1 protein-coding gene is annotated in these 1,300 nt (G+C 25.0%); it reads right to left on the reverse strand.

Annotation, left to right across the window (positions count from 1 at the left end; all coding sequences use genetic code 11):
- Window positions 1-1,300, reverse strand: a 1,300-nt coding sequence (gene aph(2'')-I, locus PGR14_RS16005) for an APH(2'')-Ia/If/Ih family aminoglycoside O-phosphotransferase (protein WP_270223726.1), incomplete at both ends; no start/stop codon positions are given.

Here is a 1,300-nt window from a genome sequence, read left to right on the forward strand (position 1 = left end):
TTTGCTTTCTCAATATCTATATTTCCATACATTCTTAATATATCTTCTCCAAAATTTGTTCCTATTTCTTCTTCACTATCTTCAAGTAAGTATATAAAATCACAATATTCATCTATAATTCCAGAATCTCCAAAATCAATTATTCCAGTTAATCTATTATTGCCATCTAACAATAGATGATTACAACTAAAATCATTATGGCATAAACACTTTTTACCCTCAAAAACTGTTGTTGCATTTAGTCTTTCCATAAAACTTTCTATATAATCTTTTTCTATATCAGTTAAATCATTATAAATAGTTTCACGCAACAATATATACTCTTCTAATACATTTTGTTTATTATCAATAGTACATTCACTAATATCTGTATAATCTAAACCGTGCATTTGTCTTAAAAAACTGGCAATATCTCGTTTTAACAAATTTTGTTCTTCTTCTGACATAGTAGAATAAATTTCTGGTGTTAAAAAAGTTCCTTTAATTTCTTTATAACCTAGTATAGATAATTCATCACTAATATACGAATATTCAATATTAGGAATTTTTACATTAGTTTCTAAATTTGTATTTAAAAAATTATATATTGCTTTTTCTTTTGCATAACCTTTTTTCTTATTAGTACTAAATTTTGTTTTAAAAATGTATTCATTATTAACTAAATATGCCACACTATCATAACCACTACCGATTATTTCAATACTATCTACTTTGAAATTATCAAAGTAATGCTCAATTAAATATTTCATTGCCTTAACATTTGTGGCATTATCATCATATCTATATTCCATTAAATAACAATCTTCTTTTTTGCCCTCGTGTAATTCATGTTCTGGCAAATCTTCAATAATTCTAAAACCAGATTTTTGGTATGCCCTTATTGCTCTTGGATTATTTTTATGAGGGTCTAAAATAACTGCATTAGCATTTCTTTCTTTTTTCAAAAATTCAAAAATCAATTTAATATATCTTGTACCAATTCCTTTACTCCAATAATTTGGCTCTCCTATAAATTGATCCATACCATAGACTATCTCATCAGTTTTTGGATAATGATAATCAGTATATAACTCATCATACATTTTATATATTTGTCCATATCCAATAGGAACATTGTTATATTCAATAATTACTCTAAAAACTTCATCTTCCCAAGGCTCTGTATAATGTTTTTTTAATGATTCTAATGTATATTTTTTATCTCTACCACCATAAAATTCTAATACTCTTTCATCAGTTAACCATTTTAACATCAAAGGAAAATCATCATCTATTAAAGTTCTTATACATATTTCATTTT

Origin of the sequence: Coprococcus sp. AF99-45, from assembly GCF_027663865.1 — a bacterium.
GTDB classification, from domain to species: domain Bacteria; phylum Bacillota; class Clostridia; order Lachnospirales; family Lachnospiraceae; genus Allocoprococcus; species Allocoprococcus comes.